Genomic DNA, 242 nt, shown 5'->3' on the forward strand with positions numbered 1-242 from the left:
CCAATCAGGCGCTGAAGGATGTCATCATCCGTACGCCCCTGCAGCGCAACGAGATTCTCTCGGCACGTTATGGCTGCAATGTTTTTTTGAAACGGGAAGACCAGCAAGTCGTCCGTTCTTTCAAACTGCGCGGTGCGTATAATTTCATCCGCAGCATGACTGAAGCTGAGCGGGCGCAAGGCGTCGTTTGCGCAAGCGCGGGGAATCATGCGCAAGGCGTCGCTTATTCTTGCCAGGCGCTG

Annotated in this window: 1 protein-coding gene; it reads left to right on the forward strand. The window is 55.8% G+C overall.

Annotation, left to right across the window (positions count from 1 at the left end; all coding sequences use genetic code 11):
* A partial coding sequence (locus SB775_RS33110; RefSeq protein WP_410865530.1) for a pyridoxal-phosphate dependent enzyme occupies positions 1 to 242 on the forward strand: 242 nt, incomplete at both ends.

It is taken from the genome of Peribacillus sp. SIMBA_075 (assembly GCF_046534585.1).